Source organism: Pantoea sp. USHLN256 (genome assembly GCF_037149875.1).
In the GTDB taxonomy this organism is placed as follows: Bacteria; Pseudomonadota; Gammaproteobacteria; order Enterobacterales; family Enterobacteriaceae; genus Pantoea; species Pantoea nemavictus.
Map to the genome: position 1 here is coordinate 66910 of NZ_JBBCQO010000001.1, position 23012 is coordinate 89921.

Sequence of the window (23012 nt, forward strand, 5' to 3'; positions counted from 1 at the left end):
TTTTATACCAATCTTGTACTGTGCCAGGACACCTGATCGGTGACCGTATGATAAGGCGGACGCTGCAGTGCATACGCCATGGTCATGGCATCCAGCATGGTCCAGAGAATATCGAGCTTAAACTGTAGAATCTCCAGCATGCGGTTCTGCTGCTCGGCGGTGGTGAACACCTCAAGCGCCAGCGCCAGGCCGTGTTCCACATCGCGATTCGCCTGGCTCAGGCGGCTGCGGAAGTAGAAATAACCTTCCTCTTTGATCCATGGATAGTGCTGCGGCCAACTATCGAGGCGCGACTGGTGAATCTGCGGCGCGAACAGCTCGGTCAGCGAACTGCACGCCGCTTCCTGCCAGTTGGCCCGACGGGCAAAGTTAACGTAGGCATCCACTGCAAAGCGCACACCCGGCAGCACCAGCTTCTCTGACAGCAACACGTCGCGATCCAAACCCACCGCTTCCCCCAGCTGCAGCCAGGCTTCAATACCGCCTTCATGGCCGTTGCTGCCGTCGTGATCGAGAATGCGCTGCACCCACTTACGACGCGTCGCCGCATCCGGGCAGTTGGCCATGATCGCCGCGTCTTTCAGCGGAATATTGGTCTGATAATAGAAGCGGTTCGCCACCCAGCCCTGAATCTGCTCGCGCGTCGCGGCACCATTGTGCATTGCAATGTGGTACGGATGATGAATGTGGTAGAACGCGCCTTTGTCGCGCAGCGCCTGCTCAAAGGCGGCGGGCGCGAGTGCTTCGGTAATGATCACGATGCAAACTCCTGCAGATGAATCGCCATGCCATCCCAACTCACTTCAATGCCCTGCTGCGTCAAAAATTCACGCTGCGGCGACTGCTCGTTAAGGATCGGATTGGTGTTGTTAATGTGAATCAAAATTTTGCGTTTGGCCGGCATCGAAGCCAGCAACGCCATCAAACCTTGTTCTTCGGCCAGCGCTAAATGCCCCATCGCCTTGCCGGTATTTTTGCCGACGCCGGTGGTCAGCAGCTCATCGTCCTGCCACACCGTACCGTCAATCAGCAGGCAATCGGCTTTTTGCAGCCACGGCATGATCACCGCATCGGGCTCACCGAGTCCCGGGGCGTACAGCAGCGTTTGGCCGTTGGCGGTGTTTTCAATAAACAGCGCCACGTTGTGTCCCGGTAGCGGGCGATCGCGATACGGCGAATAGGGCGGCGCGTTGCTGAGGATAGGAATGGCGGTGAATTGCAGGCTGTGGCACACATCAACGCGGAACGGCTCCAGCGGCGTTAACGCATGATGCTGCAAACCGCCGTTCCAGTGCTGCAACATGGTGAAAATCGGGAAGCCGCTGGTGAGATCGGCATGCACTTCTGGCGTGCACCATACCTGATGCGGGCAACCTTCACGCAGGCTGAGCAAGCCGGTGGTGTGATCGATTTGGCTGTCGGTGAGAATAATGCTGCCAATGGCGGTGCCGCGCAGCACGCCCTTTTTTATCAATTCTGGGGTGTGGGCAATTTGCTGGCTGATGTCCGGCGAGGCATTACACAGCACCCAATCTTCACCGTTGTCGCTGACAATGATGGAGGATTGCGTGCGCGCCTGCGCCTGAATAGTGCCGTTACGCAGGCCGCTGCAGTTGGCGCAGTTACAGTTCCACTGCGGGAAGCCGCCGCCAGCCGCTGAACCGAGGACTTTAATAAACATGAATGTTGACCAGAGAGAGAAAACAAAATGCCCGCACGAACGGCGGGCAGAAGTCTTAGCGGTTGGAGATGTACAGAGTCACTTCCAGGCCCAGACGCAGGTCAATAAACGCAGGTTTTTTCCACATAATTTTCTTCCTCTTCTTCAGTCAAAATGCAGAGAACTCTCTGCTGGAGATAATTGCAGCTGTGACGTAGATCACATTGCAATCATGACGCGCGCAGATGTTGCGCCAATGTAGCGAGCAGATCAACCCTGATTAGGTAAGGGAATTGTGCTAATCCCGCCAAATCTGGTGCAACACGCGCTGCCAGTTGCCCCAGGCGAGCTGCTCGAGTGCCGTTTGATCGTAGCCCAGTGAGCGCAACAACGCATACAGGCGCGGCAATCCTGAGACATCTTTCAACGCTTCGGGCACGCTGATGCCATCAAAATCGGACCCCAGCGCCACATGATCGCTGCCCATTATCGCGATCAAGTGCTCAACATGTTTAACAATTTCGATCAATGGCGTGTCGTTATCGCGTTTGCCATCGCTGCGTAAAAACGCGTTACCAAAATTCACACCCACCACGCCGCCGCTGTCGCGAATGGCGCGCAATTGATCGTCGGTGAGATTGCGCGGCTGTGCGCACAGCGCGTGGGCGTTGGAGTGCGTCGCCACCAGCGGCGCGGTTGACAGACGCGCGGTGTCCCAAAAAGCTTTCTCGTTCATGTGCGACAGGTCAATCAGCATACGATGGTGATTGGCTGCGGCAATCAGCTGCTCGCCGGCGGCGGTTAAGCCTGGCCCGGTGTCCGGCGAATGGGGAAACGCACCGCTGACGCCCTCGCCAAAGCGATTAGGCAGATTCCAGAACGGGCCGATGCTGCGCACGCCGGCCTGATAAAAAGCGTCGAGCGCTGCGCCGTCGGCATCAAATCCGTCCGCCCCTTCGATATGCGCCACCAGCGCCAGCACATCCTCGGCGCGGCAAGCGGCAATATCCGCGGCGCTGAGGCACAAACGCGCGCGCCCGGCGGATTGCGCCGCCAGCGCTTTCAGAATATCGAGCTGCTGCCAGAGAATCTCCAGCGGCTGCAGATTTTCCTGCGCGCGCTGCGGGGCGACCTCTTGTACATAGCGCGGCGGCGGCACAAACAGGGCGAACAGACCACCGGCAAAACCGCCCTGCTGCATACGAGGAAAATCGAGATGGCCCTTTTCAATGCCATGGAAAAAGGCTTGGGCGGGATCATCGCGATGATGCAGCCACAGATTAAGCAGTAGGTCATTATGACCGTCGAAGGTTTTTAGCATGGGGAGATCTTTGACGAAACAACATGCCGCCATGCTACGCGCGCGCTACTGTTTCGCCAAATGCGGGCGCACAAAGGGTTAGTTCTGCGCAACCTTTAAGCCATGATAAAACGTCGGTTTCACATCAAGATGCTGCTGGATTAAACCGTATTTTTGGTAGAAATCGGCGGTCTCCTGCTGCTGGGCGATGGTGGCGTCATCAATGCTCTGCCAATGTGATTTCCGGCGGGAGAACGATTTCGCTGCGGCCTCTTGCGGGAAGCCGATGATCTTCGCCAGCGTGGCGGAATACTCATTAACATGGCTGTTGGCCCAACGATCGGCCGCGGCTAAACGATTGACGTAATCCTGCAGCGCAGCACGTTTGCCATCGTCTTGCAGCGCCGCATCGGTGGCGGCGAGGAAACTGTTGCCGCTGGACAGCCCTACGCCATTGACCAGCACGCGACCGGTGTCGGTCACTTCCGCCAGCGCGGTGTAAGGATCCCAGGTTGCCCAGGCATCCACCGAGCCGTTGGCCAGCGCGATGCGTGCATCCGCCGGAGTTAAGAAGCGCCATTTGACATCTTTATCGCTGATACCCGCCTGCTCCAGCGCTTTCAGCGCTTCAAAATGACCAATCGATCCGCGTCCGGTGGCGATGTTTTTGCCCTTGAGTTCGGCAACCGTTTTGATCGCTGAATCCGGGCTGACCAGCACCGCCAATCCTTCAGGCACCGACTTACTCACCGCCACCGCTTTCACCTGCGAACCGGCCGCCAGCGAGAACAGCAGCGGCGCATCGCCGATAATACCGGCATCTACCGCACCGGCATTCAGCGCTTCCGCCAGCGGCGCCGCCGCCGGGAACTCGGCCCACTCGATTTTATAATTGAGGTGGTTTAACTGCTGTGCCGCTTCCATTTCGGCGTGCATATTTCCCTTTTGATCGGCAATACGCAGCGTTACGGTTTCAGCCGTTGCCGCCCCGCTGGCTGCCACGATCAATAGTGCCAAAGCTGCTCTTTTCATTGTGTTTTATCTCGTCGTGCAAAACCCCAGCCTAACCCGCGCGCGTCAAATGACCGATGCCGATTTCGCATGTGAAATGCCGCCTGGCGCATATAGGTTGTCAGTTATGCGCGTGTGGTTGTCAGCAATGGGCGAGCCGAGGCACGCGCTGCCAGGCGAGACTACACCCAACACAACAAGGAGATGGTTATGCTCACTCAACCCGCGACAAAATACCGTGCGTTTCCGGTGATTGATTTACCCGACCGCCAGTGGCCATCGCGTCAGCTGACACAGGCGCCGCGCTGGCTCTCCACCGACCTGCGCGACGGTAATCAGGCCTTGGCCACGCCGATGGACAGCGCGCGCAAGCTGGAGTTCTGGCAACTGCTGCTGCGCTGCGGCTTTAAAGAGATTGAGGTGGCCTTTCCGGCGGCCTCGCAAACCGACTTTGATTTTGTGCGCCTGTTAATCGAGCAGCACCACATTCCTGATGACGTGGCGATCCAGGTGCTCACCCAGGCGCGCAGCGATCTGATCGATCGTACCTTTGAGGCGCTGCGTGGCGCACCGAAGGCGATCATCCACATGTACAACGCCACCGCGCCGCTGTTCCGCGAGCGCGTGTTCCGTCAGAGCAAAGCTGAAATTATTGAGCTGGCCTGCGCGGGTGCGCGCCAGATTCGCACCCGCTGTGCGGAACAAACCGATACCGCGTGGACCTTCGAATATTCCCCGGAAACCTTCTGCTTTACCGAGCCCGAGTTTGCGCTGGAAATTTGCGAAGCGGTGGCGGCGATTTGGCAACCGGGCCCCACGCGCCCGATGATCATCAACCTGCCGGCTACCGTTGAGGTGAACACGCCAAACGTGTATGCCGATCAGATTGAGTATTTCTGTCGCCACTTCAGTCAGCGATCGCACGTGGCGATCAGCGTGCATCCGCATAACGATCGCGGTACCGGCATTGCCTGTGCCGAGCTGGCGATGCTGGCGGGCGCCGATCGCGTGGAAGGCTGTTTGTTTGGTAACGGTGAACGCACCGGCAACGTGGATCTCATCACGCTGGCGCTCAATCTCTACACCCAGGGCGTGGCGCCACAGCTCGATTTCAGCGATATCCAGCAGGTGCTGGAAGTCGTGACGCGCTGCAATCAGCTGCCGGTGCATCCCCGCCATCCTTACGCCGGCGAGCTGGTGTTTACCGCGTTCTCCGGTTCACATCAGGATGCGATTCGCAAAGGCTTTGCCGAGCGTGCCGAACGTGAAGAAGCGATTTGGCAAATGCCGTATCTGTCGCTCGACCCGCTGGATATTGGCTGCAGCTATGAAGCGGTGATCCGCGTCAATAGCCAATCCGGTAAAGGCGGTGCAGCGTGGCTGCTCGAGCAAAATCACGGCCTGCAGCTGCCGCGCGGTTTGCAGCAGGATTTCAGCCGCCTCGTGCAGCAGCAAACGGATCAACATGGTCAGGAGATGACGCACCACGCGCTGTGGCAGTTGTTCTGTCAGCATTACGGCTTAACTCAGCCGGCGCGGCGTTTGCTGGAAGCGGAAAGCCACAGCGATGACAAAGGCGAAACGCGTTTCAAAGCGCGATTACAACAAGGTGTGCAGCAGGTGACGCTGGAGGCCAGAGGCAACGGATTACTGTCTGCCGCGGTTGCAGCGCTGCGTCAGCGCTACGATTTAGCCATCACCATCGAGGATTATCATGAACATACGCTGGGAAAACGTAGCGACAGCCGCTCCGTGACCTACATCAGCTGCGTTAATGCCCGCGGTGAACGTGCGTGGGGAGTGGGAATTGATAACGATGTGGCGCGCGCCTCACTGCAGGCTCTGCTTAACGCAGCGCACGCTTTTCTGCCGCAGGAAAGTAGTTCGCTGGCGTAACGCCGAGCACGCGGCGGAACATGGCGCTGAAAGCGCTCGGGCTGTCGTAACCGAGATCGAGTGCCACCGTTAACACGCTTTCGCCCTGCGCTAAACGAGTGAGCGCCACGCTGAGCCGCGCGCGTCGTACCCAGTCGCTAAACTGCAAACCGGTTTCGCGACTGAAATGGCGCGCCAGCGTGCGCTCGGCCACGCAAAGCTCAGCGGCGGCACGGGCCAGCGTCCAGTTTTCACCCGGCGCGTGCTGAATGTGCTGACATAAACTCAGCAGCCGCTCGCTTTCCGGCAGCGGCAGGCCAAACGGCAGCACATCCATCACGCGGATTTCATCCAATATCAGCTCATAAATGCGCTCTGCGCGGCTGCCGGAGCCGTACTGCTCTGGCAACGCCAGCGCGCTGACGATCAACTCGCGCAGCAGCGGCGAAATCTGCACCACCTGACAACTGGCAGGCAGATCGGCGCGCGCCAGCGGATCAACAAACAGCGTACGCGCCGCCACCGCACCAACGATATGTAATGCGTGGCGCGTTCCGGCAGGCAGCCAGACGCCGCGGCTGGGCGGCACAATCCAGCTGCCCTGCTGGGTTTCGACTTTCACCACGCCACTCAGCGTGTGGATCAGCTGTGCGCAATCGTGGTAATGCCACGGCTCGGCGTCACCATGCGCGTAATCGTGCGCATACGGCACCAGCGGACGATGGGCAAAATCGAAGTTGAGCCGCGCGCTCATATTAGCGTTTCAGATACTGATAAACCGCCGCCAGATCCTGCTCACCGTAACCGGCGTCCACCGCTTGCTGCCAGACATCCACAATGTTTTCCAGCGCGGGCAGTTTGCTGTCGCCCGCCGCGTCCAGCGCCAGTTTGGCGTCTTTCAACGCCCACACCAGATGCATCTGCGGGGTGAAATCGCCGCTGGCAATCATGCCCAGCTTCATTTTGGCATAGGGTGCAGCCAGTGGACCGCCATCCAGCACTTTCCACAGATCGTCGGTGCTAAAACCGAACGCTTCCGCCAAACGGGTACTTTCCGCCAGGCTCTGCATCAAACCAATCAACCAGCTATTCACCACCAGCTTCATGCGCGAACTGGCACCCGCTGCACCCAGCCACTGCGTGCCTTTACCAATCGCGGCAAACACCTGCTCGGCGGCCTGGGCTTTACTTTGGTCGCCGCTCGCCATCACCAGGATTTGTGCATTTTCTGCCGGCGCTTTAGTACCGGAAACCGGCGCGTCGATAAACACCACATCCGGACGCGCGCGTTTGAATTCGGCGATCAGTTGATCGGTGGCTTCCACACCGATGGTGCCCATCTGGCAAAGGGTTGCGCCCTGCTTGAGCGCGCTGCTGGCGTCGTTCAGCGCCTGACGCGTGGTGGCGCCATCCGCCAACATAGCGATCACTACGTCCGCGCCCTCAACGGCTTGCGCCGCGCTGTCGCTCAGGTGGATGCCTGCGCTCAGCAGATCTTCGCCTTTGGCACGCGTGCGGTTCCAGCCGCGTACCCTGAAGCCTTTTTTCAGCAGGTTGGCGGCAAACGCATGGCCCATTGCACCCAATCCCAGTACCGCTACCACAGGTTGTTGACTCATATTCCCTCTCTTTTGTGCCTTCAGACAAAACCGCCAGACTGACAGAATTTTCCCCACGCAGCCAGGCGAGAGATGCGATGAAAAAACATTTTCAACACCGCAAACAGTAATAATCCGTCATACTATTAACGCTTTTCAAACAAATGAAAAAACGATTAACATACGCGCCATTAATGTTCCAATCGGTTCATTCCACGCCCTTTTTACGGTCTTTCATAATGAAAATAGCTTTACTGCGCCAGGCTTCGCTGTTGATGCTGCCTGCGATGTTACCGGTCTCGGCGCTGGCGGCAGGCGCTGCCAGCAATACCATGGTGGTGAGTGCCGCGCCGTCCGCGTCCGGCCTTTCCGAACTGGATACGCCAGCGGCGGTCAGCGTGGTCTCCGGCGACGATATGCGTCACGCGGCACCGCGCGTGAATTTGTCAGAAAATCTCGCCAGCGTGCCCGGTTTGCAGATTCAAAATAGGCAGAACTATGCGCAGGATTTGCAGATTTCGGTGCGCGGCTTTGGTTCGCGCTCCACGTTCGGCCTGCGCGGCATCCGCCTGTATGTCGACGGGATCCCAGCGACCATGCCTGATGGTCAGGGACAAACCTCTAATATTGATATCGGATCGATTGACCATATCGACGTGCTGCGCGGCCCGTTCTCGGCGCTGTATGGCAACTCATCCGGCGGCGTGATTAACGTTGAAACCGAAACCGGCCAGCAGCCAACCACGCTGGAAGCCAGCAGCTGGTACGGCAGTTACGGCAGCTGGCGCAACAGCGTGAAAGCCAGCGGCGCAACCGGCGACGGCACTCAGGCCGGTGACGTCAACTACACGGTTTCCGCTTCACGCTTTACCACACACGGCTATCGCGATCACAGCTCGGCGCAGAAGAATCTGGGTAATGCCAAACTCGGCGTGCGTATTGATGATGTCAGCACCCTGACGCTGCTGTTTAACAGCGTGCACGTTGAAGCGCAGGATCCGGGCGGGTTGACCGCCACACAGTGGAAAGATAATCCGCGCCAGGTGGCCAACAACGTCACGCTGTACGATGCGCGTAAAACCGTCGACCAGACGCAGGCCGGCCTGCACTATCAGCGCCAGATGAGTGAAAACGACGACCTGAGCGTGATGATGTACGCCGGTGAACGTGAAACCACCCAGTATCAATCGATTCCGAGAGCCACCCAATTAAATCCCGGTTATCCCGGCGGCGTGATTTCGCTGTCGCGTCATTATCAGGGCATTGATACGCGCTGGACGCACCGCGACGCACTGTTCACCATTCCGGTAACTTTCACCGGTGGCCTCGACTATGAAACCATGACCGAGAAGCGTAAGGGTTATCAAAACTTTACCGCCAACGAGTTGGGCGTGCAGGGCGATATGCGTCGTAACGAACGCAATCTGATGTGGAATCTCGATCCCTATCTGCAAACCGCGTGGCAGCTAACCGACAAACTGTCGCTGGATGCCGGCGTGCGTTTTAGCACGGTGAATTTCGACTCCAACGACTACTACGTGACCGCCAGCGATCCAGATGATAGCGGCAACCGTCGCTACCATCGCTGGCTGCCGGCGGCGGCACTGAACTACGCGATTGATAACAGCTGGAACGCCTACGTTTCTGCCGGTCGCGGTTTCGAAACGCCAACGCTGAATGAGTTGTCATATCGCTCAGCCGATCAGGCCGGTCTTAACCTGAATCTGCAACCCGCCACCAGCGAGACGGTGGAACTGGGCAGCAAAAAACGTATCGGCAATGGACTCCTGACTGCTGCCGTGTTCCAGACAGATACCAAAAACGAGATCGTTTCCGACAGCAGCTTTGAAGGCCGCTCCAGTTACAAAAACGCCGGTGAAACGCGTCGTCGCGGTTTAGAGCTGGGTCTCGATCAGCAGTTTGGTGAAAGCTGGCGTTTCAAAGCCGCATGGACCCTGCTGGATGCGCGCTATCGCTCTAACGCCTGCGGCACCGAAAGCTGCGACGGCAACCGTATTCCCGGCATTGCCCGCAATATGGCTTATGCCGGTCTGGCCTACGCGCCCGATCAGGGCTGGTATGCCGGAACCGATGTGCGTTACCTGAGCGATATCGCCGCGGATGATGAGAACGATGTGAAAGCGCCCTCTTACACCGTGGTTGGCGTCAACAGCGGTTATAAGTGGCTGGTGCAGAACTGGACGCTGGATCTGTTTGGCCGCGTCGATAACCTGTTTGACCGTAACTACATCGGCTCGGTGATCGTCAACGAAAGCAACGGTCGTTATTACGAACCGGCGCCGGGCCGCAACTACAGCGTGGGTCTGACGGTGAGTTATGCGTTTCAGTAAATAAACGCGTTGTAGAAGATGATGTAAAAGCCCTGCAAGACAATTGCAGGGCTTTTTATTGGATAAATATTGTCCATTACGGCATCATGCCTTATAGTGATGTAGCAACATCTCTACATATTATGGAGGTCGTGATGACAGTGACCAGAATAAGCAGTCGAGCCTTTAATCAGGAAGTATCACGGGCTAAGAAAGCCGCAGAAGAAGGCCCGGTATATATTACTGACCGTGGCAATCCTGCACATGTTTTACTGACGTTTGAGGCGTATAAGAAATTAACGGGGTCAAACCGAAGCATCGTAGACTCTCTGGCCATGCCGGAAGGCGTTGACATCGATTTTGAGCCTGAACGTGCAACCATTATCAACAGGGATGTGGAGTTCTAATGCGCTATTTGCTGGATACCAATGTTATTTCAGAATTACGCAAGGCAGGGACGCCTAAAGCTCATCCTCAGGTGATAGCCTGGGCGAAATCCATTGATGCGGAAGAGATGTTTATTTCAGCATTGACGTTGATGGAAATTGAAAAAGGCATCCTCAAATTCGCCCGTAAAGATCCTCAGCAAGCCCACCATTTACAGCGCTGGTATCAAGAGCAGGTTCTGACTGAATTTGCCTGGCGTACACTCTCTGTTGATAGTGGTGTGGCCCGTCTTTGTGCCCAACTGCACATTCCTGATGAACGCCCACATACCGATGCGTTAATCGCTGCGACAGCGCTTTATCACGATCTCATTCTGGTTACGCGAAATGTACGGGATTTTGAGACTACCGGCGTAATGCTGCTGAATCCGTGGCGGGCATTGTAAGGTGCCAGGTGCACACAAACAGGCACCTGACAATAATACTTACTTCAACAACGCCAGCACGTCTTCCGTTGTGCCGGTTTCACCCAGGCGCGGGAAGATGCGTTCAACGCTGTTTTTGTGCGTTTCGGCATTCAGACAGGTCATGGCATCGGTGGCCAGCGTCACGTTGTAACCTAACTCATACGCCTGACGCGCCGTCGATTCCACGCCAATGCTGGTGGCGATGCCACAGATGACCACCTGAGTGATGCCGCGCTGCTGCAGTTGTTCATGCAGGTCAGTATTGTGGAATGCGCCCCAGGTTTTCTTAGTGATGGCGATGTCGCCACGCTGCTGCGCCAGATCCGGCACTAACGTCGCCCAATCGGCAGGCAGATCGCCGCCGTGCTTAGGCTGCTCATTGCGGCCCGGTGCGCCACCAGCCACATTAACCAGCACCACCGGGCGCTTTTGGCCACGGAAGGCATCGGCCAAACGCGCTGAGCGCTCAATTACCTCGTTAGCCTCTAACGGTGCCACAGGCAGCGCGACAATGCCGTTCTGCAGGTCAATCACAATCAGCGCGGTGTTGTCGTCAAGGGTAGTTAAAGCCATGTTGTGTCCTCTCAGGATTATTGGTCGGCAAGTCGTTGCAGTAAGGGAATAGCCGCCAGCAGCGTTTGCTGTTCCTGCAAACTCAATTGCGTGGCGATGCTGTTGACGAGCCAGTCATCACGCTGCGCGCGGTTAGCGGCAATCAGGTGCAGGCAGGCATCAGTGGGATGATAGCGGGTTTTACGGCCATCCAGCGGATCGGCCTCGCCCTTTACCATGCCCAGCGCCTGTAAGCTGGCAATCGTGGCGCCCATCGATTGGGTGCGCACCGCTTCCCGCGCAGCGAGTTCGGTGACCGTCATCGCGCCATTCCGCACCAGATAACCCAGCACCGAGACCTGCGACCAGGTGAGATCGCCCGGTGGCGCTGATTCGCGCAAGCGACGCGCCAGTTTGCCATTGATACTGCGCAGTATCGCCGCCGCGCTGTTGAGATCGCTCATGGCACCGTCTCCCTTACTGATGAGCCGCGAGTATATAAATACGAAGGCAAACTGTGTAGTTTACCTTCGTATCATTTTGTAATTGTCAGCTAATCCCGCTGCAAATAATGAATCAAGCTATGAAAGCGCAGCGGCTTGCTGAGGGGATTGCGGTAACTGTGCGGTGTATCGGCGGCGAACTGGCTGGCCTCGCCCTGCAGCAAGCGCCGCCAGGTCCCTTCCACGCCCAACAGTAATTCACCGTCCAGCACCACCACTTGCTCAATCACCCCGCTTTCATGTGCGGATGAGTCGCTCTGCGCGCCGCCCGCCAACGTCACCTCCAGCAGATCAAACCGCAGCCTGGCATCGTATGGCAGCAGCGGTTTGACCTGCATCTGCGCGTTCGGCTGGCTGAAAGTCGCCACGCTGCCCGGCGGGTGATCGCTGCCCTGCACAAAGAAGGAAAATGGCACGTTAAAGCCGGTAGCGATTTTCCACAGCGTCGCCACTGTTGGGCTCGATTCGCCGCGCTCGATCTGGCCAAGCATCGCTTTGCTCACGCCGGTGCGTTCCGCCGCCAGCGTCAAACTCCAGCCGTTGGCCTGCCGCAATTGCTTCAGCGCCAGGCTCAAATGTTGATGCAGATTTTCCATGTGTTCTCCCGAAAGCTCGCGCGCAGTGTAGCACTTGTGCGCTATAGCGTCCCATGCAACAATGTGCGCTATAACGCACAACGGGATGTGACCAGATGATGACCGCCACCACGCGCAGCGCTTTCTCTTTTCCCATGCTGATATCGGGCTTTGTCGCCGTGCTGATCGGCTACAGCAGCTCAGCGGCACTGATCTTTCAGGCGGCACAAGCGGCGGGCGCATCGCCGGAGCAGATTGGCGGCTGGCTTTCCATGCTGGGCATCGGTATGGGGCTGGCATCATTGGGTCTGTCGCTGTGGACACGTATGCCCATCCTTGCAGCATGGTCCACGCCCGGCGCCGCGTTGCTCGCCACCAGCGTGCAGGGATTAACGCTCAATGAAGTGGTCGGCGTGTTTGTCGCCACCAACCTGTTGATTGTGCTTTGCGGCGTCACCGGTCTGTTTGCCAGACTGATGAATCACATTCCCCAGTCGCTGGCGGCGGCGATGCTGGCCGGCATTCTGCTGCGGTTTGGTATCGGCACCTTTAGCGGTTTGCAAAGCCATTTCGCCCTGTGCGGCAGCATGTGTCTGGTATGGCTGATTAGCCGCCGCTGGCTGCCGCGCTACGCCATCATTCTGGCGCTCATCGCAGGCGTGCTGGTAGCGTTCTACCAGCAAACCCTTCATTTACCGCCACATGCGCTGGCCATCAGTCGGCCAGAATTTATCATGCCGCAATTCAATCTGGCCGCGATGATTGGCGTCGGTTTACCCTATTTTCTGGTGACGATGGCTTCACAAAACGCGCCCGGTATCGCGACTCTACAGGCGCATGGCTATCAACCACCGATTTCCGCGCTGACCGGCTGGACCGGATTTATCGCCCTGATACTGTCGCCGTTTGGCGGATTTTCGGTGTGCATTGCCGCGATTACCGCCGCCATCTGTATGGGTGAGGAGGTTGATGCCAATCCGGCGCGACGCTGGATGGCCTCTGCGCTGGCGGGCGTATTCTATCTCCTGACCGGCTTTACCGGCGGATTGATTGCCGTGCTGCTGAGCGCGCTGCCGCCGGTATTTATCGCTACGCTGGCCGGCCTGGCGCTGCTTGGCACGCTTGCGGGCAGTTTGCAACGCGCGCTGGCAGAACCGGCGCAGCGCGATAGCGCCATCGTGGCGTTTCTGATCACCGCCAGCGGCATTTCGCTGCTGGGCATTGGCTCCGCGTTTTGGGGCTTGCTCGGCGGCATGCTGACGTTTTTGATTCTGTCCCCACGCAGCCGCGCTTAAAATTTCACCAACCTGACCCCGCAGCCGGGAAAAACGCCCTGTTTTTCCCCCTTTATCAGCCGTTTGATTTGCCGGTATTTGGCTTAAGATCACTACCATCGCCATCAACACACACTGTTCTGCCTCAGACAACCACCGATAAGGGCCCAACGAGTGGCAAAAACTTTTCTGCGCAGCGGCAATCTGGACACGGTACTGGCACTGGGTGAAAACGGCCAGCCGGTCTGGAGTTCCGCCTTGCAAATCCGCGAAACCTTGCGTCTGCGCCGCCAAACTACGCTGGCCAACTGCCTGGCGATTCCGCAGGCCAATGAGCGCGGTGATCGCCTCGACTGGTACGCCCCGTTTAATGGCAAAGTGAAATCCTGGCTTGGCGCCAGCGACCACGAACGCCGTCAGGCGCTGGAGCTGCTGACCTTGAACCAGCAGGATCTCCAGGCACTGAGCCTGCGCGCGCGCGATGCGGATAATCCTGCCATGCGGCTGTTTGGTGCGTTGCTGAGCAAAACCCTGCAGTTCCCGGACCAGCAGTACGTTTATCTGGTGGATGGCAAACCGGTGATCACCTTCTGGGGCTTTGTCGATCCGCAGGCGCGTTCGCGTGATGACGCGCTGGCCTGCCTGCGCGAGACGCTGGAAGAAGCGTTGCCGCCGCTGTTGCCGGAACCGCCTGCCGCACCGCTGGTGGTGGCACCGGTGATTGCGCCGCTGATCGACGTACCGCCTGCTGCTGCCGAACCGGTGCTCGCGCCTGAACCTGAAATCGAACCACCGCCGGCTGAAGTCATTCCTGAGCCAGCACCTGAACCCGCACCCGAACCTGTCGCGCCACCACGTCGCGCCTTTGCCGTGCGTCCGCTAATGCTGCTGTTACCCGTTGCGGCGGTGGTCGCCGCGGGTGTCGCCTTCTGGCTGCACAGCGCGCCTGAGCCAGCCAAACCGGCAGCGGCCAGCGTTGCTGATGCTCCAGTGCCGGTCATGAAGACGCCTGCGGTGATAGTGAAAGCCGAAAAACTCGCCGCCACGCTGCCGCAAACTGCGGCCAGCGTGATCGCCGCTGCGCCGGTCGTGGCCCCTGCCGCAGCGCCTGAAGTGGTAGCAGAACATACCGAACCGGCAAAAGCCGACGATCTGGTGATGACCACCGAAGATGCGCGCGTCGGCTCCGTGAAGTTTATCAATGGCACCTGGCGCGTCACCTTGCGTCAGACCAATCTGCCAACCGGCAAGCCGCCGAGCCTGCGCTATCAGATCCGCAATGGCAAAGGCACCGCCACCATTACCCAGGGCGATAACATCCGCTGCAAAGCCGATGTCACCGCCGCGATGACCACCTCCGGCATCATGGAAGTACGCAGCCGCTATACTGCCAGCTGCAGCGATAAATCGCGTTACCGCATGCCGGAATTGGTGTGTAAAGCCGGTGATGGCATTGCCAGCTGTACTGCGCAATATGGCGCAGATCAGGTGTTCCCGTTGACGATTAAGCGTGAGAGTAAGTAAACATGTTGGCTCCCCTCATCGATGACAAACAGAAAATCACGCTGATTGAAGATAGCGGTGTACAGTTTCTTGATTTCGGTTTGCGTTTGCCTGCGTTACAGGCGCGCCGTCAGTTCGTGCGTCAGACGGCTAATGGCCCGCTGCTGCGCCTGAATGTCGATGGCAACAGCGGTAAGTTCCTGCTTTATCCGGAAGATGGCGGCGCGGCAGAAGTGGTGCGTCCGGAGTCGGATATTGCGCTGGCCGACTCACTGAAACTGCTGGCCCAGCAGTGGCTGCCGCTGCCGGTGCTGCGCTGCACCAGCGGACGCCGTTTTATTGGCGGCCCAGACAACTGGGCGCGTCTGCATCTGGCCGCGCTGAGCCAACCCGATGCGGCCGGCAACACCCATCGCATCACCCTCGCCTTCGATACCCGCATTGTTTCCGAACAGGATGGCGGCGAGCAGCACGGTTTAAGCAAGGCCGATGCGCAGAACGGCGTCAGTTTCGCCCTCGCCTGGCACAATTATGAACTGGGTGAATTTCTCGATCATACCTGGGTTGATGGCTGGCTGCGTGAGACCTTTAGTCAGCAGGTGCATGCGCTGGAGTCACGCCGCGAGCAGGAGCTGAATCAGGCGCTGCGCGAATTCGAATATCAGGCGCACTACCTCAATCTGCTGGAGCTGCTGGGCGAACAGCTCGATCTGGCCGAAATCACCATTCAGGCGGCGTCCCACCAAACTCCGGCGGTTAACGTCGACATCATTCTTGATGTGGGCAACTCGCACACCTGCGGCATTCTGGTGGAAGATCATGCCGAAGAGAGCAGCGGCCTGCGCCAGACCTATGAGCTGCAGCTGCGCGATCTCTCCGAACCGCATCAGGTTTACAACGAACTGTTCGACAGCCGCCTGGAGTTTGCTGAAACCCGTTTCGGCAAGGCCAACTTCTCACTGGAGAGCGGCCGTGAAAACGCTTTTATGTGGCCGTCACTGACGCGCGTCGGACGTGAAGCCAGCCGACTGGCGCTGCTGCGTGCCGGTACCGAAGGCAGCACCGGCTTATCCAGCCCGCGCCGCTATCTATGGGATGAAGCGCGCTATCAGCCCGGTTGGCGCTTCAACGCTAACGGCAGCAGCGATGAGCCGCAGGCCACCGCGCTGCCGTTTACCCTGTTGATCAATGATGAAGGCCAGCCGCTGCACGCGCTGGCGGAAGACGAACGTCTGCCGGTATTCTCGGCCAGCTACAGCCGCAGTTCATTGATGACCTTTATGCTGTGCGAGTTGTTGGCGCAGGCGATGATGCAGATGAACAGCGTGGCGCAGCGTCAGCGCATGCCGCAAAGCCAGGCGCCGCGCCAGCTGCGTCACGTGATTTTGACGCTGCCATCCGCCATGCCGAAGCCGGAGCGGGAAATTTTCCGCCGCCGCATGCAGGAAGCCATCGCGCTGGTATGGAAGGCCGAAGGCTGGCATCCGGCAGAGGAGGATTTCTCGGCCGCCAGCCAGGCAAAAAGCCTGCGCCCGGTGCCGGATGTACAGATGGAGTGGGACGAAGCCACCTGCGGTCAAATGGTTTGGCTGTTCAACGAAACCCAGGTCAACTTTGCCGGTCGCGCGGAGGATTTCTTCAGCAGCATGGCGCGTCCGGATCGCCCGCGTGAAGCCGATGAAGTCCCGGGCAAGAGCCTGCGTATCGCGTCGATTGATATCGGCGGCGGCACCACCGATCTCGCCATTACCCAATATCGTCTTGATGACGGCCAGGGCAACAACGTCAAAATCACTCCGCGCTTACTATTCCGTGAAGGTTTTAAAGTGGCGGGCGACGACATCCTGCTGGATGTGATTCAGCTGTGGATTCTGCCTGCACTGCAGCACAGTTTGCAGAAAGCCGGTTTGACCCTGGCTGAGCCGCTGATGAACAAGCTGTTCGGCCACGACAGCCGCATGGACGGTCAGGCCACGCTGCGTCAGCAGGTGACGCTGCAGCTGTTTATCCCGCTGGCGCAGGCGGTGCTGGAGCAGTACGAGAACTGGGATCCGCTCGACAGCCACAGCGAAATCAATGCGTTGTTCGGCGAGCTGGTGCCGCAAAAACCGGCCAGCAGCGTGCTGGCGTTTGTGAATGGAGAAATTCAGCGCACCCTCGGCGGCGACAGCCGTTTCGATCTGCTGGAGGTGCCGCTGGTGGTAAGCATGACGCAGCTGCACGGCGAGTTCCTGCAGCACCGTATGGCGATCATTCCGGCGCTGCGCGCAATGTGCGAAGTGGTGTCGCTGTACCAGTGCGATGTGCTGCTGCTGACTGGTCGTCCGTCACGCTTCCCGGGCATTCAGGCGCTGGTGCGCCATCTGCAACCGCTGCCGGGCAGCCGTATTTTGTCGCTGGAGGGCTATCACACCAGCGATTGGTATCCGTTTAATAAACAGGGCCGCATTGATAACCCGAAATCGACCGCCGCCGTCGGTGCAATGTTATGCCTGCTGGCGCTCGATCTGCGCCTGAGCAGCTTCTGGTTCCGCGCCGGTGATTTCGAACCTTACTCCACCATCCGCTATCTCGGCGTGCTGGATGAAACCACTGCGCTGAGCGACGACAACCTGTGCTACAGCGAAATCGATCTCGACAGCAGCAGTTTTGCGCTGGATCGCAAGAGCAGCTTCCGCATCCGCGGCAACGTCTGCCTCGGCTTTCGCCAGCTGGAGAACGATCGCTGGCCGGCCTCGCCGCTCTACAGCCTGAGCATTGTCGACCCGACGCTGGCGCGTCAGGTGGCCGGGGAAAGCGTGCTGCGCATTAAGCTGGCGGTGCAGCCTGGCCCAGATAATCTGGGGCCGGAACGCTTAGTGCTAAGCGATGCGCGGATGGATGACGGCACGCGCGTGCCGCTGGAACAGCTGAGTCTGAAACTGAATACGCTTTCGGCCACCGGTAACGCAAATGCGCAATATTGGATCGACAGCGGGAGCGTCTGTAAACGATGAGAACTGCCAAAAAAGCTACGCCGGTTACGCCCGCCAAACGTCTCAGCCTGATGCAGGAAACGCTGGACGGTGCGCTGAATTGGGTGGAAACCCATCAGGCGCATGCGCCACGACTGGCGATGGAAGCCGAGACGCTGACGCTGCAACTGCGCCGCGCACGTGTGGAAAGCCATGCGCTGGCGCGTCAACTGGCGCGCCCGGTCACGCTGGCGCTGTTTGGCCAATCGCAGGCGGGCAAAGCCTGGCTGCTGAGTGAAATGGTTGGCGATGCGCAGGGTCAGTTGATTGCGCGCCTCGGCGATAAAGTCCTGAACTATTTCCAGCACATTAATCCGGGCAATCTCGATTTCGCCATTGCCACCCGCTTCAGCCACCAGCGTGAAACGCAATCCAACGCCTGGCCGCTGGAGATGACGCTGCTGAGCGAAGTGGAGCTGATTCGTTTGATGCTGGCCAGCGCCAAAACGGAAGATCAACCTGATAGCGCGCACATCGACGCCGCGCTGCAGCGTTTGCAGCGCCATCGTCAGGATGAGGCGCAGCCCGGTCTGGACAGTGATGCGCTGATTACGCTGTGGGCGTGGAGCCGTCGCCACCATCGTCATGCTGAAATACTCGATCGTCACTTCTGGCCGCAGGCCGTGGCGCTGGCGCCGTGGCTCAACGTTGACGACCGCGTGCAGCTGTTTGCGTTGCTGTGGCCAGGCCAAAACGCCCTGAATGAAAGCCTGCGCAGCCTGATGCATTTGCGTCATCAACTGCGTCACGCGCCGCGCGTGTTAGCGCCGCTCAGCCTGCTGGTCGATGACGCCGCGCTACCGGCAGAGAAACTGATCAGTCATGATGCCGATGGGCAAGAGATGATCGAAGTGTGCCCGATGGTCGCCAATCGCGTGGGTAAAGCGCAGCAGGTGCCGTTAGGTTTACTCGCGCTGTTGACATTGGAAATCACTCTGCCGCTCAGCTCCACGCCGCGCCAGGCGCTGTACGATGACGCCGATATGCTGGAGCTGCCCGCGCCGGGCACGCCAGCCGACCGTGCCCAGCAGGAAGAGCTGGCGCAGCTGCGCCAGCGCGATCCGCTGCGCGCCGCCCTGCTGGAACAGAAACGCGCGCTGCTGCCAGGCCTGTACGCCGCGCGTCAGGGCATCGATCTTATGCTGATTTGTACCGCAGCCAGCCAGCGTCAGGACACCGATCTCGCCGCCAGCGCGCTGCGCGAGTGGCACATGCATCAAACCGTCGCGGCCAGCGGCGAGAAACCGCGTCTGATTTGGGCGATCACGCCGCATGACGCGCGTTATCAGCAGCAGCAGATTAACGTGGATGAAGCGGTACAACGGCAGATTGGTCAGCCGGGACAGAGCTGGGGCTCAATGCTGGCGCTGGATCGTGCCGGTGTCGATCGCATGGGCAGCTGGCTGCAGGATGAGATGCAGCCGGAGGCGCGCCGCGATCGCCTGGCTCAGCAGCTTAGCGCCCTGCAGCAGAAGCTGGTGGAGCGTTTACAGCCGTGGACCGAATCCAGCGCTACGCCGGAACAGGCGGCACGCAAGCAGGCGATCTCCGATACGCTGCTGAAATGTTTGCAACATCGCACCGGTTTACACGGCGAACTGCTGGAGCGTTTGCAGCCGTCACGCGAAGCGGTGCGTCAGCTGTGGCTGAGCCAGAGCAGCAGCAACGTTAGCCAGCACAGCAGCAAAACTGCTGCCGCCGAGCAGAGCTATTTTGGTATCGGCTTCGAGTTTGATCTGTTCAAAGATGAACCGGTCGCCGCCGCTGAGCCGCGCAGTGCGGGTGGCCAGCGCGATCAGCAGTTCCCACAGCAGGTATTTGCTTTGTGGCTGGAGCATTTGCGTCAGCTGCCGGAGAGCCGCAGCCTGCTGGCGCTGCTCAACGTCGATAAACCCACGCTGGAGATGCTGATAGAGGAGCTGATCACCGCCAGCTTCCGTCTGAAAATGCTCAGCAAGCTGCAAACGGCGCTCAATGAACCCGATGCGCAGGCCAGCGCGCACGAAGCGCGTACCGATCGTCAGGTTTCACGCGCCATGACGGTGCTGGGTGATTTTGTCGCCTGGCTGGGCTTTTTGCAGCGTCCAGAGAGTGAGCGTCCGGAGAGTCGCGTCAATCGCGGTCAGACAATTTTCGCCCGTCCGCCGGCACCGAGCGTCAGCTTCTCGCCGGGACAGCGTTTAACGCGGCTGTCAGCCGCCCCTGCTAATCATACGGCTTACTACATCTATGACTGGCTGGTGGGGTTAAATTCGGTGATTGTCGAGAACAACGGTTATACCGGCGGCGGCGATCTGCCGGCGAATGCGCGACAGATGCTGGCAATTTTGCTGCTGCCGCTGCATGCGTAATCTACGCCTCACGTATCAGGTGCAGCTCGCCCGCTAACTGCTGCTGCGCCTCTTCCAGTAGCGCCAGCAACGGCGCGAATTCGGCGCTGTGGCTGGCGTGATCGGCATGCGTTAAATAGAGGGTCGCCGGCAGCGCCATGCCGCCGGTCAGCCAATCCCACAGCGCATCAAGGTTGTTGCCGAAATCCATCGGGCAGGCGCTTTGCTGCACCAGCGCGCGGTAAAACGCCTGGCGATCCGGCAAGCTTTGAAAGTCAAAATGGAGCGTCAACATGGTTAAGGCACCTGTTTAAAGCTGCGATAGTGATCGGTGGTGAGGAAAATCAGGCCATCGGATGAGTAAAGCAGACGATCGGCATCGCGGTGACCGCAATCGTAATTCACATCGGCTTCATACCACTGCCTGCCCGCCTGCATCGGCAGCCTTCTTTCACGGTTGCTGAAGCGATCGCCGCCAATCGCGCGACCCGGTAACACCTCACATAAATTGCCTTTGCTCGGGTTCCAGCCCTGACGACGCGCCTCGTTTTTAGTGAGATAGAGATCGGGCAATCGCTGGTGCTGCTGCACCCAGCGCGCCACGGTGTTGGCATCGGTGAGCTGCGAAATATCGGGGTGGCTGTTGGCCCATTTGTCGGACAAATGCGGTTTTAACCCAAGCCACAGCGCGGCGAGGATCAGAATTAAGGCAATCCAGAGTTTTTTTGACATGGTGACATCCTGAAAGACAGGACGACAATAGTAGCAGATTTAAAACGCAGAATTTATAACGGAGAGTAACGCGGGCCAGCAAGGCTGGCCCTGGCGGGGTGTTACTGCATCGCGCTGGCGGTTGGCGCGGCGTGACGACGCCATGCTCCCGGCGCTACGCCATATTGACGTTTGAAGCTGCGGTTAAACGACTGCTGCGAGTCGAAACCGAGTGAGATCGCCACATTGAGAATCGGCTCATTGCTGGTGGTCAGTCGATCAGCCGATTTTTTCAATTTTTTGTTACGAATGTATTCACCCAGCGGATAGCCGGTGTGCTCTTTGAACATACGCTGCAGGTGCCACTTCGAATAACCGGCGCGCCCCGCTACGGTGTCCAGATCCAGACGTGCTTCAATGTTGTTATCAATCCAGTCGATCAGATCGTGAATAAATGCGTCGCTCATCATCCCATTCTCTCCCGTCGCCTCTGCGAACAGTATCAGTATCAGTTGCAATTACACTTTAAGGGTGACTGATGATGCCATTTAATGCAAGTTTTATTATTGCATTAAATGCCGCACAGCGCGTAGGGGCTTTGATCACTTTGCAACGCAATGATCAAAACCGCACATAAAGTGTATCAGATATTCTTGCAGTTGCAGTTTGCACAAGCCTACACTCATCGCGTTTTAATGCAATCTTCAAAGTTGCAGATTTTTCGTACGTCTCCTTTCTTTTTCACCTAAGCGGAATAACAACAATGCATCTGCAAACATATGGGGTTCGTCGGGCAGTAAGCCTGTCAGGAGTGATGTTGCTGGGAAGCCTGCTGGCCGGTTGCGATCGCGGTGTGGCGCAAAACGCCCCGCCGCCGCCGCCCGAAGTGAGTGTCGCGCAGGTGGTTGAGCAGAAAGTCAGCCAATGGGATAGCTTCAACGGCCGCTTCGAAGCGGTGCAGAGCGTGCAGCTGCGCCCACGCGTCTCTGGCTATATCGATCAGGTGAATTATCGCGAAGGCGATGAAGTGAAAAAAGGTCAGGTGCTGTTCACCATCGATGACCGCACCTATCGCGCCACGCTAGAGCAGGCGCAGGCGGAACTCGCCAACGCACGTAGCCAGGCCACGCTAGCGCGCAGTGAATCGGCGCGTACCGATAAGCTGATCGGCACCAATGTCGTGTCACGTGAAGAGTGGGAACAGCGTCGCTCGGCGGCCAATCAGGCGCAGGCCAGCGTGCTGTCAGCGCAGGCAGCGGTGGATATGGCGCAGTTGAATCTTGATTTCACCCGCGTGACCGCGCCGATTGAAGGTCGCGCCAGCCGCGCGATGATCACCACCGGCAACCTGGTGACCGCCGGCGACAGCGCCAGCGTGCTGACAACCTTAGTGTCGCAGGATCGCATGTACGTCTACTTCGACGTGGATGAAGCCACCTATCTGCACTATCAGGCAATGGCGCGTAAAGGCGAAAATCGCGGATCGCTGCCGGTGGAAGTGGCGCTGACCGGCGAAGAGGGTTTCCCGCATCGCGGCACCGTCGATTTTCTCGATAACCAGCTGACCGCCAGCACCGGTACCATCCGCATGCGCGCCTCACTGGATAACCAGCAGCGCCAGTTCACGCCGGGCTTGTTTGCGCGCGTGCGCCTGCCAGGTAGTGCTGATTTCACCGCGTTGTTAATTGACGATAAAGCGGTGCTGACCGATCAGGATCGCAAGTACGTTTACGTGGTCGATGCCCAGGGCAAAGCTCAGCGCCGCGATATTCAGGCCGGTGAGTTAGCCGATGGCCTGCGCATTGTGCAGCAGGGTCTGAAGCCCGGCGACAAAGTGATCGTCAATGGCTTACAGAAAGTCTTTATGCCTGGCATGCCGGTGACCGCCCAACCGGTGGCGATGCGCTCCGCTCAATAACCTTC

22 protein-coding genes are annotated in these 23012 nt (G+C 58.5%); 9 read left to right on the forward strand and 13 right to left on the reverse strand.

Annotation, left to right across the window (positions count from 1 at the left end; all coding sequences use genetic code 11):
* Positions 1 to 2: 2 nt before the first annotated feature.
* The 5 genes from pqqC to WFL93_RS00330 all read right to left on the reverse strand — a co-directional run bounded on the left by pqqC (position 3) and on the right by WFL93_RS00330 (position 3992).
* Entirely contained in the window at positions 3 to 758 is a 756-nt protein-coding gene (pqqC, locus tag WFL93_RS00310) for a pyrroloquinoline-quinone synthase PqqC (RefSeq protein ID WP_007891806.1), read from the reverse strand.
* Positions 755 to 1681, reverse strand: coding sequence for a pyrroloquinoline quinone biosynthesis protein PqqB (gene pqqB / locus WFL93_RS00315; protein WP_336777040.1), 927 nt, complete (start codon positions 1679 to 1681; stop codon positions 755 to 757). The genes pqqC and pqqB overlap by 4 nt, the downstream gene beginning before the upstream one ends.
* Before the next feature lie 55 nt (positions 1682 to 1736).
* A complete protein-coding gene (gene pqqA / locus WFL93_RS00320; protein WP_002905689.1) occupies positions 1737 to 1808 on the reverse strand; it encodes a pyrroloquinoline quinone precursor peptide PqqA in 72 nt (23 codons plus the stop codon).
* A 150-nt stretch (positions 1809 to 1958) separates the two neighbouring features.
* Complete coding sequence (locus WFL93_RS00325; protein WP_336777041.1) at positions 1959 to 2981, reverse strand: dipeptidase; 1023 nt, start codon at positions 2979 to 2981, stop codon at positions 1959 to 1961.
* Positions 2982 to 3059: 78 nt separating this feature from the next.
* On the reverse strand, positions 3060 to 3992 hold the full coding sequence (locus WFL93_RS00330) for an ABC transporter substrate-binding protein (RefSeq protein ID WP_336777042.1): 933 nt from the start codon (positions 3990 to 3992) through the stop codon (positions 3060 to 3062).
* Between the two features lie 189 nt (positions 3993 to 4181).
* Between WFL93_RS00330 and leuA the strand changes: the two genes are divergently transcribed.
* Complete coding sequence (gene leuA / locus WFL93_RS00335) at positions 4182 to 5867, forward strand: 2-isopropylmalate synthase (RefSeq protein WP_336777043.1); 1686 nt, start codon at positions 4182 to 4184, stop codon at positions 5865 to 5867.
* Here the strand turns inward: leuA and WFL93_RS00340 are convergent.
* Positions 5818 to 6600, reverse strand: coding sequence for an AraC family transcriptional regulator (locus tag WFL93_RS00340; RefSeq protein ID WP_007891798.1), 783 nt, complete (start codon positions 6598 to 6600; stop codon positions 5818 to 5820). The genes leuA and WFL93_RS00340 overlap by 50 nt on opposite strands.
* A 1-nt stretch (position 6601) precedes the next feature.
* Positions 6602 to 7489 carry an NAD(P)-dependent oxidoreductase gene (locus WFL93_RS00345; protein ID WP_255348774.1) on the reverse strand — a complete coding sequence of 296 codons (888 nt, stop codon included), beginning with the start codon at positions 7487 to 7489 and terminating at the stop codon, positions 6602 to 6604.
* Between the two features lie 194 nt (positions 7490 to 7683).
* Here WFL93_RS00345 and pqqU point away from each other — a divergent pair, with 194 nt between their 5' ends.
* The 3 genes from pqqU to WFL93_RS00360 all read left to right on the forward strand — a co-directional run bounded on the left by pqqU (position 7684) and on the right by WFL93_RS00360 (position 10606).
* Positions 7684 to 9795 carry a TonB-dependent receptor PqqU gene (gene pqqU, locus WFL93_RS00350; protein ID WP_336777044.1) on the forward strand — a complete coding sequence of 704 codons (2112 nt, stop codon included), beginning with the start codon at positions 7684 to 7686 and terminating at the stop codon, positions 9793 to 9795.
* 134 nt (positions 9796 to 9929) lie between these two features.
* Positions 9930 to 10181, forward strand: a complete 252-nt coding sequence (locus WFL93_RS00355) for a type II toxin-antitoxin system prevent-host-death family antitoxin (RefSeq protein WP_336777045.1) — start codon at positions 9930 to 9932, stop codon at positions 10179 to 10181.
* Positions 10181 to 10606, forward strand: coding sequence for a type II toxin-antitoxin system VapC family toxin (locus WFL93_RS00360; protein WP_336777046.1), 426 nt, complete (start codon positions 10181 to 10183; stop codon positions 10604 to 10606). The genes WFL93_RS00355 and WFL93_RS00360 overlap by 1 nt, the downstream gene beginning before the upstream one ends.
* Before the next feature lie 39 nt (positions 10607 to 10645).
* Here the strand turns inward: WFL93_RS00360 and WFL93_RS00365 are convergent, their stop codons facing one another.
* From WFL93_RS00365 to WFL93_RS00375, 3 genes are all read right to left on the reverse strand, one after another.
* Positions 10646 to 11200: an isochorismatase family protein gene (locus tag WFL93_RS00365; protein WP_007891795.1), complete on the reverse strand. Its 555-nt coding sequence runs from the start codon at positions 11198 to 11200 to the stop codon at positions 10646 to 10648.
* A gap of 17 nt (positions 11201 to 11217) precedes the next feature.
* A complete protein-coding gene (locus tag WFL93_RS00370) occupies positions 11218 to 11643 on the reverse strand; it encodes a MarR family winged helix-turn-helix transcriptional regulator (protein WP_336777047.1) in 426 nt (141 codons plus the stop codon).
* Between the two features lie 89 nt (positions 11644 to 11732).
* A complete protein-coding gene (locus WFL93_RS00375; protein WP_336777048.1) occupies positions 11733 to 12278 on the reverse strand; it encodes a helix-turn-helix domain-containing protein in 546 nt (181 codons plus the stop codon).
* Between the two features lie 95 nt (positions 12279 to 12373).
* On the opposite strand from WFL93_RS00375, the gene WFL93_RS00380 reads away from it, so the two are divergent.
* From WFL93_RS00380 to WFL93_RS00395, 4 genes are all read left to right on the forward strand, one after another.
* A complete protein-coding gene (locus WFL93_RS00380; RefSeq protein WP_336777049.1) occupies positions 12374 to 13552 on the forward strand; it encodes a benzoate/H(+) symporter BenE family transporter in 1179 nt (392 codons plus the stop codon).
* A 153-nt stretch (positions 13553 to 13705) separates the two neighbouring features.
* Positions 13706 to 15055 carry an SrfA family protein gene (locus tag WFL93_RS00385; protein ID WP_336777050.1) on the forward strand — a complete coding sequence of 450 codons (1350 nt, stop codon included), beginning with the start codon at positions 13706 to 13708 and terminating at the stop codon, positions 15053 to 15055.
* Positions 15056 to 15057: 2 nt separating this feature from the next.
* A complete protein-coding gene (locus WFL93_RS00390; RefSeq protein ID WP_049851779.1) occupies positions 15058 to 18030 on the forward strand; it encodes a virulence factor SrfB in 2973 nt (990 codons plus the stop codon).
* Positions 18027 to 20399, forward strand: coding sequence for a virulence factor SrfC family protein (locus WFL93_RS00395; RefSeq protein WP_336777051.1), 2373 nt, complete (start codon positions 18027 to 18029; stop codon positions 20397 to 20399). Before WFL93_RS00390 ends, WFL93_RS00395 begins: the two co-directional genes overlap by 4 nt.
* Before the next feature lies 1 nt (position 20400).
* On the opposite strand, the gene WFL93_RS00400 is transcribed toward WFL93_RS00395, so the two are convergent.
* The 3 genes from WFL93_RS00400 to WFL93_RS00410 form a co-directional block, all read right to left on the reverse strand.
* Positions 20401 to 20673, reverse strand: a complete 273-nt coding sequence (locus tag WFL93_RS00400; RefSeq protein WP_007891335.1) for a barstar family protein — start codon at positions 20671 to 20673, stop codon at positions 20401 to 20403.
* A gap of 2 nt (positions 20674 to 20675) precedes the next feature.
* On the reverse strand, positions 20676 to 21110 hold the full coding sequence (locus WFL93_RS00405; protein ID WP_007891340.1) for a ribonuclease domain-containing protein: 435 nt from the start codon (positions 21108 to 21110) through the stop codon (positions 20676 to 20678).
* A 101-nt stretch (positions 21111 to 21211) separates the two neighbouring features.
* The gene (locus WFL93_RS00410; RefSeq protein WP_007891342.1) at positions 21212 to 21559 is read right to left on the reverse strand and encodes a helix-turn-helix domain-containing protein; all 348 of its coding nucleotides are present in this window, start codon (positions 21557 to 21559) and stop codon (positions 21212 to 21214) included.
* Positions 21560 to 21852: 293 nt separating this feature from the next.
* On the opposite strand from WFL93_RS00410, the gene WFL93_RS00415 reads away from it, so the two are divergent.
* Positions 21853 to 23007: an efflux RND transporter periplasmic adaptor subunit gene (locus WFL93_RS00415; RefSeq protein ID WP_180823529.1), complete on the forward strand. Its 1155-nt coding sequence runs from the start codon at positions 21853 to 21855 to the stop codon at positions 23005 to 23007.
* Positions 23008 to 23012: the final 5 nt, after the last annotated feature.

Coding starts and splice junctions, on each gene's coding strand:
- pqqB (WP_336777040.1), bottom strand. CDS start 1,681: ATGTTTATTAAAGTCCTCGGTTCAGCGGCTGGCGGCGGCTTCCCGCAG.
- WFL93_RS00325 (WP_336777041.1), bottom strand. CDS start 2,981: ATGCTAAAAACCTTCGACGGTCATAATGACCTACTGCTTAATCTGTGG.
- WFL93_RS00330 (WP_336777042.1), bottom strand. CDS start 3,992: ATGAAAAGAGCAGCTTTGGCACTATTGATCGTGGCAGCCAGCGGGGCG.
- leuA (WP_336777043.1), top strand. CDS start 4,182: ATGCTCACTCAACCCGCGACAAAATACCGTGCGTTTCCGGTGATTGAT.
- WFL93_RS00340 (WP_007891798.1), bottom strand. CDS start 6,600: ATGAGCGCGCGGCTCAACTTCGATTTTGCCCATCGTCCGCTGGTGCCG.
- pqqU (WP_336777044.1), top strand. CDS start 7,684: ATGAAAATAGCTTTACTGCGCCAGGCTTCGCTGTTGATGCTGCCTGCG.
- WFL93_RS00355 (WP_336777045.1), top strand. CDS start 9,930: ATGACAGTGACCAGAATAAGCAGTCGAGCCTTTAATCAGGAAGTATCA.
- WFL93_RS00360 (WP_336777046.1), top strand. CDS start 10,181: ATGCGCTATTTGCTGGATACCAATGTTATTTCAGAATTACGCAAGGCA.
- WFL93_RS00365 (WP_007891795.1), bottom strand. CDS start 11,200: ATGGCTTTAACTACCCTTGACGACAACACCGCGCTGATTGTGATTGAC.
- WFL93_RS00370 (WP_336777047.1), bottom strand. CDS start 11,643: ATGAGCGATCTCAACAGCGCGGCGGCGATACTGCGCAGTATCAATGGC.
- WFL93_RS00375 (WP_336777048.1), bottom strand. CDS start 12,278: ATGGAAAATCTGCATCAACATTTGAGCCTGGCGCTGAAGCAATTGCGG.
- WFL93_RS00380 (WP_336777049.1), top strand. CDS start 12,374: ATGATGACCGCCACCACGCGCAGCGCTTTCTCTTTTCCCATGCTGATA.
- WFL93_RS00390 (WP_049851779.1), top strand. CDS start 15,058: ATGTTGGCTCCCCTCATCGATGACAAACAGAAAATCACGCTGATTGAA.
- WFL93_RS00395 (WP_336777051.1), top strand. CDS start 18,027: ATGAGAACTGCCAAAAAAGCTACGCCGGTTACGCCCGCCAAACGTCTC.
- WFL93_RS00400 (WP_007891335.1), bottom strand. CDS start 20,673: ATGTTGACGCTCCATTTTGACTTTCAAAGCTTGCCGGATCGCCAGGCG.
- WFL93_RS00405 (WP_007891340.1), bottom strand. CDS start 21,110: ATGTCAAAAAAACTCTGGATTGCCTTAATTCTGATCCTCGCCGCGCTG.
- WFL93_RS00410 (WP_007891342.1), bottom strand. CDS start 21,559: ATGATGAGCGACGCATTTATTCACGATCTGATCGACTGGATTGATAAC.
- WFL93_RS00415 (WP_180823529.1), top strand. CDS start 21,853: ATGCATCTGCAAACATATGGGGTTCGTCGGGCAGTAAGCCTGTCAGGA.